The organism is Micromonospora sp. NPDC048999 (assembly GCF_040649295.1).
Classification (GTDB): Bacteria; Actinomycetota; Actinomycetes; order Mycobacteriales; family Micromonosporaceae; genus Micromonospora.
This window is the reverse complement of the sequence record NZ_JBEZFI010000082.1, coordinates 1-8349: the sequence shown is the minus strand read 5'-3', so window position 1 is coordinate 8349 and position 8349 is coordinate 1. Positions and strand designations below refer to the sequence as shown.

Genomic DNA, 8349 nt, shown 5'->3' with positions numbered 1-8349 from the left:
GCAGCGTGAGCGGCGATCGGACCAGCGAACACACCACCGGTGAAAGCCAGACCAGCAACACCAAGAATGCTCTTACGCAGCATCGAATTCATGACAAAGCTCCATTCGGGGGTTGGCACACCAGCCCATAGGGGTGGGCAAGGGCGTGCAAGCACCACGTCAGGCGCTCAAAGGGGGGAAAGTCTTCAACCGGCTGGCTCACGGGGCGAGGAAGCTCGCCTCTACGCGGCGCCGGGACCATGTACAACGACCGGCAGCCCACCATCATTCCAGGCCTCACGCACCCCGCCAGGCGGGGGCGTCCTCCTCGGCCGTGCACCCATGTTCAACGACCGACCCCCACCCGGCATTCCGGCCCCGCGATGCCGCCCGCCGCCCGCAACACCCCACAAACCGCACACCCACCCCACACCACGCCACCCGTCATGGGTAAGGGGCATATCCGGAAGATACGGACAACTCGCACTGGGTCAGGGCGCACCGGAAAGACCCGGATAACCCGCACCCGGCCGGGGCGCCGGCAAGATCCAGACAACCCGTGCGGCGGCCAAGACTGCGGTGACCGAGGCGCCGGGCCGGGGGATGCTGGCAAGATCCGGACAACTTCCCTGAAAGTGGCCCCTCGCGGTGGCGGGAGGCAGCACTTGCGGGGAAACTGCGCAGATCATGAACCGGGTGAAACCGGGAGCGGGAGGCCAGGTACGCGCCTAGAATTGGGCCAGGAGCGCATAAAGGAGGCGAACAGGGTGGGAATGCCTCGAGTCGAGGAGTGCACCGTCGCCTCCTGCGCCTACAACCGCACCAACCACTGCCACGCCTTCGCCATCACGATCGGCAGCAGCGAGCACGCGCGCTGCCACACCTTCATCGAGACGCCGGTGCGTGGCGGTAACGAGCAACTGGTCGCCCAGGTGGGTGCCTGCCAGCGCTCCGACTGCCAGCACAACTCCAACCTGGAGTGCCACGCCGCGGCGATCACCGTTGGTCCGGCGAGGGAACTGGCCGACTGCATGACGTACCAGAGCCGCTGAGGCGCGCTGCCGCCGTCAGCCGAGGTTGTTGGACTGACGGATCACCGTGACCAACTCGTCGATGATGTTGTTCAGCGCGAAGTCCTTCGGGGTGAAGACCCGGGCCACACCGGCCGCGAGCAGGGCCTCGGCGTCGCGGGCCGGGATGATGCCGCCGACCACCACGGGTAGGTCGGCCCGCCCCGCGGCGCGCAGCCCGTCCAGCACGGCCGGCACGGCGGCCAGGTGCGAGCCGGAGAGCACCGAGAGGCCGACCAGGTCCACGTCCTCCTCGACCGCGGCGGCAACGATCTGCGCCACGGTCAGCCGAATGCCCTGGTAGACCACCTCGAAGCCGGCGTCGCGGGCGCGTACCGCGATCTGCTCGGCACCGTTGGAGTGCCCGTCCAGGCCAGGCTTGCCGACCAGCAGCCGCAGCCGGCCGCTGCCCAGCTCGCGTGCCGTGGCGGCGACCCGTTCGCGGACCGCCGCGAGCCCCGCGTCGCCACCGGACCCGACGGCGGCGGAGAGGCCGGTCGGGGCCCGATACTCGCCGAAGACCTGGCGTAGCGCACCCGCCCACTCGCCCGTGGTCACGCCGGCCCGCACGCACTCCAGAGTCGCGATCATCAGGTTCGTCGTGGTCGCGGCGTCCGCTCGCAGCCGGGCCAACGCCGACCGGACGGCCACCGCGTCCCGACCGGCCCGCCACTCGCGTACGCCGTCGACGGCGGCCGCCTCTACGGCCGGGTCGACCCGCTCGATCGCCCCGGCCCCGGCCGCCGTCAGCGGCGACGCCTCGGTCTCCGTGAACCGGTTGACGCCGACCACCACGTCGGCGCCGGCCTCGATCCGGCGACGGCGGTCGGCGAGCGACGCGACCAGGGCGCTCTTCAGGTAGCCGGTCTCCACGGCGGCCACCACGCCGCCCATCTCGAGCACCTGTTCCAGCTCCAACCTGGCGCCGGCCACGATGTCGTCGACCAGCGCGGTCATCACGTGCGAGCCTTCGAAGAGGTCCGGATGTTCCAGCAGGTCCGACTCGTACGCCAGCACCTGCTGCATCCGCAGCGACCACTGCTGGTCCCAGGGCCGGGGCAGGCCGAGCGCCTCGTTCCAGGCGGGCAGCTGCACCGCGCGGGCGCGGGCGTCCCGGGAGAGCGTGACGCCGAGCATCTCCAGCACGATGCGCTGGATGTTGTTCTCCGGCTGGGCCTCGGTGAGGCCGAGCGAGTTGACCTGCACGCCGTACCGGAAACGCCGCTGCTTCTCCTCCGCCACGCCGTACCGGTCGTGGGTGATCTCGTCCCAGAGCGCGCCGAACGCGCGCATCTTGGCGATCTCCTCGACGAACCGCACCCCGGCGTTGACGAAGAAGGAGACCCGCTGGACGACGTCGCCCAGCCGCTCGGCGGGCACCTGGCCGGAGTCGCGCACGGCGTCGAGCACGGCGACCGCGGTGGCCAGCGCGAAGCCGACCTCCTGCACGGGCGTCGCGCCGGCCTCCTGCAGGTGGTACGAGCAGATGTTGACCGGGTTCCACCTCGGCATCTCGCGCAGCGCGTACGCGATGACGTCCGCGGTCAGTCGCAGCGACGCGGCTGGCGGGAAGATGTGGGTCCCCCGGGACAGGTACTCCTTGATGATGTCGTTCTGCGTGGTGCCGGCACAGCGGGCCAGCTCGGCGCCCTGCTCGGTGGCGACCGTGGCGTAGAGGCCGAGCAGCCACATGGCCGGCGCGTTGATGGTCATCGAGGTGTTCATCCCGGCCAGCGGGAGGCCCTCGAAGAGGGTCCGCATGTCGCCGAGGTGCGCCACCGGCACGCCCACCCGGCCCACCTCGCCGGCGGCCAGTTCGTGGTCCGGGTCGTACCCGGTCTGGGTGGGCAGGTCGAACGCCACCGACAGACCGGTCTGCCCCTTCGCCAGATTGCGGCGGAAGAGCGCGTTGGTGGCCGCGGCGGAGGAGTGCCCGGCGTACGTGCGCATCACCCACGGCCGGTCGCGTTCCGGCAGCCAGCCAGGAGAGGCATTCTCGCCCATGGCCGGAGTCTAAGTTACCGTTAAGTAGATCGGGTTGTGGAAAACCACACAGATCCATGGAGCGGACCACCGGGCACGAGCGGCGCACCATGGGCGGCACCACCACACCCCGCGCCGACAGCGGATGCGCCGCAGTCGCACACTGGACGGCATGGATGATGAGCTGGCGATCTCCGTACGGGGACTGCGCAAGGCGTACGGCGACAACGTCGCGGTGGCGGGCGTGGACCTCGACGTCCACCGGGGCGAGGTGTTCGCCCTGCTCGGCCCGAACGGCGCGGGCAAGACCACCACCGTGGAAATCCTGGAGGGCTACCGGCAGCGCGACGCGGGCGAGGTGCGCGTGCTCGGCGTCGACCCGGCCCACGCGACTCCCGACTGGCGCTCCCGGGTCGGCACCGTACTGCAGGGCACCGGCGAGTTCGACGAGCTGACCGTGGCCGAGGTGGTGCGACACTTCGCCGGCTTCTACCCGGGCGCCGACGACCCGGACAAGGTCATCGAGCGGGTCGGGCTGGGTGCCAAGGCCAGGGCTCGTACGCACACCCTCTCCGGCGGGCAGAAGCGCCGCCTCGACGTGGCGCTGGGCATCGTCGGCCGCCCCGAGCTGCTCTTCCTCGACGAGCCGACCACCGGGTTCGACCCGGAGGCGCGGCGGGAGTTCTGGGAGCTGATCCGCGACCTGGCGGCGGCCGGCACCACCATCGTGCTGACCACGCACTACCTCGACGAGGCCGAGGCCCTGGCGGACCGGGTCGGCGTGATCGCCGCCGGGCGCGTGGTTGAGGTGGCCCCGCCCAACCGGCTGGGCAACCGGCACGAGTCCCTGACCACGGTCTCCTGGCGTACGCCGGGCGGGGCGCTGGAGACCGCGGAGAGCGCCACGCCGACGGCGCTGGTCGCGGAGCTGGCCGCGCGTTTCGGCGGCGAGGTCCCGGGCCTCACGGTGACCCGACCGACCCTGGAAGACGTCTACCTCAAGATGATCGGACGCTGATGACGACCACCACAAAGCCGGCGGCCCCGGTCACCGCTCCTGCGGCCCGGGGGCTCGGGCCGGGCGCGCTCGCGCTGCGGCAGGGCCGGATGGAGATCACCCAGTTCCTGCGCAGCCGGGAGTCCGTCGTCTTCACGATGGCCTTCCCGATCATCATGATCCTGGTCTTCGCCTCGATCTTCAAAGGCGAGCTCGGCGGCGGGGTCAAGTTCACGCAATACTTCGTCACCGGCATGATCGCGACCGGCCTGATGACGGTGAGCTTCCAGAACCTCGGCATCTGGATCCCGATCGAGCGGGACCGGGGCGTGCTCAAGCGCTACCGGGGCACCCCGATGCCGAAGTGGGTGTACTTCGCCGGCAAGGTGATCATGGTGGTGGCGGTCGGTGTCGCCGAGACGGCCCTGCTGCTGCTCGTCGCGGTCCTGCTGTTCGACCTGAAGCTGCCCGACACGGCCGCCAAGTGGCTCACCTTCGGCTGGGTCGCCGCGCTCGGCATCACCGCCTTCACCCTCTGCGGCATTGCCATGTCCTCGCTGGCCCGCACCGCCCGCAGCGGCTCGGCCGTGGTCACCCCGGTCGCGCTGGTACTTCAATTCATCTCCGGGGTGTTCTTCGTCTTCACCAGTCTGCCCAGCTGGATGCAGCAGGTGGCGGCGCTGTTCCCACTCAAGTGGATGTGCCAGGGGCTGCGCTCGGTCTTCCTCCCGGACAGCTTCGGCACACAGGAGCCGGGCGGCTCATTCGAGCTGGGCCGGGTCGCCCTCGTCCTCGGGCTCTGGTGCGTGATCGGCCTGGTGCTCTGCCTGACCACCTTCCGCTGGACCACCAAACGCGACGGCTGAGCGGGAAAGCCGGCATGGCGCACACCCTGACCCGGCGTCGGCTGTTGGCGGTCGGAGCCGGCACCGCCGCCGTCGCCGTGGTCGGCGGCCTCGCCGCCCGGGAGCTGTCCCGCCCCCGCTCCGGGCCGGCACCCGACCTGCCCGACGCACCGGCCGGTGACGAACGGCTGATCCGCATCGCCTCCAGTGCCCGGGGCCGTGAGGTGGACTTCTGGACCGCCGTCCCCGACGGGTACGGCGACGGTCGGGGCCTGCCGGTCTGCCTGGTGCTGCACGGCGCCTCGGCCACCCCCCGCGACTACGGGCGGTTCGGCCTCGCCCGCTTCCTCACCGACGCGGTACGCCGCGGCACCCCGCCCTTCGTACTCGCCGGGGCCACCGGCGGCCGGCTCGCCTGGCGCCGCTCCGGCGACGACGACCCGCAGCGGATGCTGCGCGAGGAGGTGCCCAACTGGTGCGCCCGGCGTGGCTTCGACACCGACCGAGCAGCCGCCTGGGGCTGGTCGATGGGGGGCTTCGGCGCGCTGCTGCTGGCCGAGGCGTACCCGGGCTGGCTGCGCGCGGTGGCCGCCTTCTCCCCCGCGGTACGCCCCGGCGACGCGGTCTTCGCCGACGTCGACAAGCTGCGCGGCACCCCGGTCGGCCTGTGGTGCGGCCGGCAGGACAACTTCCTCAGGGACGTCCGTGCCCTGGCCAAGGCGCTGCCCGAGCCCCCGGTACGCGCCGAGTGGACCGACGGCCGGCACAACTTCGCCTACTGGGGCACCGTCATCCCCGACGCGTTCGCCCTGCTGGGCACGGCGCTCACCACACCGCGTACGGGATGACGCCCCCGGCCGGCCCGGCGGCCCGGACCGCCCCCGGCCGGCCTGTCGGCGCGGGCGTCAGATGGCGAGGTCGGGCTCCTCAGGCGCGGTGCCGCGTTCCACCTCCACACCGAGCGCCCGCAGGTCGGCGACGAAGTCCGGGTAGCCGCGGTCGACGTGATGCACATGGGAGACCTCGGTGACCCCGTCGGCGCACAGCCCGGCGATGATCAGGCCGGCGCCGGCCCGGATGTCGGTGGCGCGTACCGGGGCGCCGGAGAGGCGGTCCCGGCCGCAGACCAGGGCGTGGTGGCCGTCGGTCTTGATGTCCGCGCCGAGCCGCATCATCTCGTTGGCGAACATGAACCGGCCGTCGAAGATGTTCTCGGTGATCAGGGACGCGCCGTCACTCACCGCGGCCAGCCCGATCGCCATCGGCAGCAGGTCGGTGGCGAAGCCCGGATACGGCAAGGTCACCACGTCAACGGCGTTGGGACGGTCGTCCACGCGTACCCGGAAGGCGTCGCCCCGGGTCTCCACCAGGCCGCCGGCCGTGACCAGCTTGTCCAGCGCGACCCCCAGGAACGCCGGGTCGATGCCGGTCACGGTGACGTCCCCACGGGTCATCGCGGCGGCGAACGCCCAGGTACCGGCGACGATCCGGTCCCCCACCGTGGCGTGCCGGACCGGGCGCAGCTCGGGCACCCCGACGATGCGCAGGGTGGAGGTGCCCGCGCCCTCGATCCGGGCCCCCATCCGGATCAGCATCGAGCAGATGTCGACGATCTCCGGCTCCCGGGCCGCGTTGTCGATCGTCGTGTCGCCGCGGGCCAGCACCGCCGCCATCACCAGGTTCTCCGTCGCGCCGACGCTCGGGAAGTCCAGCACGATGTCCGCGCCGTGCAGCCCGTCCGGGGCCTCGGCGATGACGAAACCGTGTTCGCCGGAGATCTCCGCGCCCATCCGGGTCAGCCCGGCGATGTGCATGTCCAGGCCACGCGAGCCGATGGCGTCCCCGCCCGGGTGGGCCACCCGCACGTACCCCCGACGGGCCAGCAGCGGACCGAGCACGCAGATCGACGCGCGCAGCCGGCGGACCAGGTCGTAGTCGGCCTCCGCGCCGGGCTGCTCCGGTACGTCGATGACGACCGACCGGGATCGTTCCGTCCCGCCCCGGGCCGCCATCGGGTCGACCGGGTCGTCGGCGGCGAACCGTACGCCGCAGCCGAGCCGGCGCAGCACCTCCCCCATGATGGCGATGTCGGTGATCCGGGGCACGTTGGTGATCACGCTGCGCCCCGGGGCGAGCAGCGCGGCGGCCATCAGTTTGAGCGCGGAGTTCTTCGCTCCGACGACGTGCACCGTGCCGGTCAGCCGGGCCTCACCGCGTACCCGGATGACGTCGACGTCGCAGCTCGCCGGGGCGCCGGCATCGCCCGACCCGACGCCGGGCGTCCAGCCCGTCCGTCCCGGCCGCGCCGGGAAGGTCAGGTCCGGTATCCGTAGGCTGTGCGTCATGGCCGTCCACCTCACGCGCATCTACACCAAGGCCGGCGACGCCGGCATGACCAGGTTGAGCAACAACGAGCAGGTGCCGAAGACCGATCCGCGGATCTCCGCGTACGCGGACGTCGACGAGTGCAACGCCGCGATCGGCGTCGCGCTCGCCCTCGGGCAGCTCGGCGACGACCTGCGGGCGGTGCTGGAGTCGATCCAGAACGACATGTTCGACGTCGGCGCAGACCTGGCGACCCCGGTGGAGCCGGACCCGGCGTACCCTCCGCTGCGGGTCACCGAGGAGTACGTGGAGCGCCTCGAGGGCTGGTGCGACGAGTACAACGGGCGCCTGAGCAAGCTCGACTCCTTCATCCTCCCCGGCGGCACCGCGGGCGCGGCGCTGCTGCACGTGGCACGGACCACCGCCAGGCGCGCCGAGCGCGCGGCCTGGGCCCTGGTCGCGCACGACCCGGAGCGGACCAGCCCCCTCCCGGCAAAGTATCTCAACCGGCTCTCCGATCTGTTCTTTATCCTGGCAAGAACGGCAAATCCGAACGGAGATGTGCTATGGGTGCCGGGCGGGAAGCGCTGACCGTCGGCGGGCTGCACCACGTCGAGGTCTGGGTACCCGATCTCGCCGCCGCCATTGGCAGCTGGGGCTGGCTTCTCGGCGAGCTGGGCTGGACCCCGCACCAGGACTGGCCGGCCGGCCGGTCCTGGCGGCTCGGCCCCACGTACCTGGTTCTGGAGGAGTCCCCGGCGCTGAGCGGCCGGGTGCACGACCGGCTCGCGCCGGGCCTCAACCATCTCGCCTTCCACGCCGGCTCGCCGGCCGCCGTGGACCGGCTGGTCTCGGCGGCCCCCGGGCACGGGTGGGAGCTGCTCTTCCCGGACCGCCATCCGCACGCCGGGGGTCCGCAGACGTACGCCGCCTACCTCACGGACGGCCAAGGGTACGAGGTGGAACTGGTCGCCGAGCCGGAGTGACCGCCCGGCCGCCGCCTTCACTTCCAGATCTTGGAGGGTTTCCGTTCGCCTCGAACGGCAACTCTCCAAGATCTGCAAGACGCCGTTGGGGGGGGCCCCCGGGGGGGGGGGGGGGGCCCCCGGGGGGGGGGGGGGGGGGGGCGCGGGGGCGCGCGGGAGCCAGA

8 protein-coding genes are annotated in these 8349 nt (G+C 71.9%); 6 read left to right on the top strand and 2 right to left on the bottom strand.

Annotation, left to right across the window (positions count from 1 at the left end):
• Positions 1-752 precede the first annotated feature (752 nt).
• Positions 753-1031: a DUF1540 domain-containing protein gene (locus AB0C02_RS33150; protein ID WP_357553168.1), complete on the top strand. Its 279-nt coding sequence runs from the start codon at positions 753-755 to the stop codon at positions 1029-1031.
• Between the two features lie 15 nt (positions 1032-1046).
• On the opposite strand, the gene AB0C02_RS33145 is transcribed toward AB0C02_RS33150, so the two are convergent.
• Positions 1047-3053 (bottom strand): protein meaA, encoded by a 2007-nt coding sequence (locus AB0C02_RS33145; protein WP_357553167.1) that lies wholly within the window; start codon positions 3051-3053, stop codon positions 1047-1049.
• A 151-nt stretch (positions 3054-3204) separates the two neighbouring features.
• Between AB0C02_RS33145 and AB0C02_RS33140 the strand changes: the two genes are divergently transcribed.
• From AB0C02_RS33140 to AB0C02_RS33130, 3 genes are read left to right on the top strand one after another with little or no spacing between them, the layout of a single operon-like run.
• Positions 3205-4050 carry an ABC transporter ATP-binding protein gene (locus AB0C02_RS33140; protein ID WP_357553166.1) on the top strand — a complete coding sequence of 282 codons (846 nt, stop codon included), beginning with the start codon at positions 3205-3207 and terminating at the stop codon, positions 4048-4050.
• A complete protein-coding gene (locus AB0C02_RS33135) occupies positions 4050-4895 on the top strand; it encodes an ABC transporter permease (protein WP_357553165.1) in 846 nt (281 codons plus the stop codon). Before AB0C02_RS33140 ends, AB0C02_RS33135 begins: the two co-directional genes overlap by 1 nt.
• A 14-nt stretch (positions 4896-4909) precedes the next feature.
• On the top strand, positions 4910-5722 hold the full coding sequence (locus AB0C02_RS33130; RefSeq protein ID WP_357553164.1) for an alpha/beta hydrolase-fold protein: 813 nt from the start codon (positions 4910-4912) through the stop codon (positions 5720-5722).
• A 57-nt stretch (positions 5723-5779) separates the two neighbouring features.
• On the opposite strand, the gene murA is transcribed toward AB0C02_RS33130, so the two are convergent.
• The gene (gene murA, locus AB0C02_RS33125; protein WP_357553163.1) at positions 5780-7219 is read right to left on the bottom strand and encodes a UDP-N-acetylglucosamine 1-carboxyvinyltransferase; all 1440 of its coding nucleotides are present in this window, start codon (positions 7217-7219) and stop codon (positions 5780-5782) included.
• Between murA and AB0C02_RS33120 the strand changes: the two genes are divergently transcribed.
• Complete coding sequence (locus AB0C02_RS33120; RefSeq protein ID WP_357553162.1) at positions 7218-7790, top strand: cob(I)yrinic acid a,c-diamide adenosyltransferase; 573 nt, start codon at positions 7218-7220, stop codon at positions 7788-7790. The genes murA and AB0C02_RS33120 overlap by 2 nt on opposite strands.
• Positions 7766-8185 carry a VOC family protein gene (locus AB0C02_RS33115; protein ID WP_357553161.1) on the top strand — a complete coding sequence of 140 codons (420 nt, stop codon included), beginning with the start codon at positions 7766-7768 and terminating at the stop codon, positions 8183-8185. Before AB0C02_RS33120 ends, AB0C02_RS33115 begins: the two co-directional genes overlap by 25 nt.
• Positions 8186-8349 lie beyond the last annotated feature (164 nt).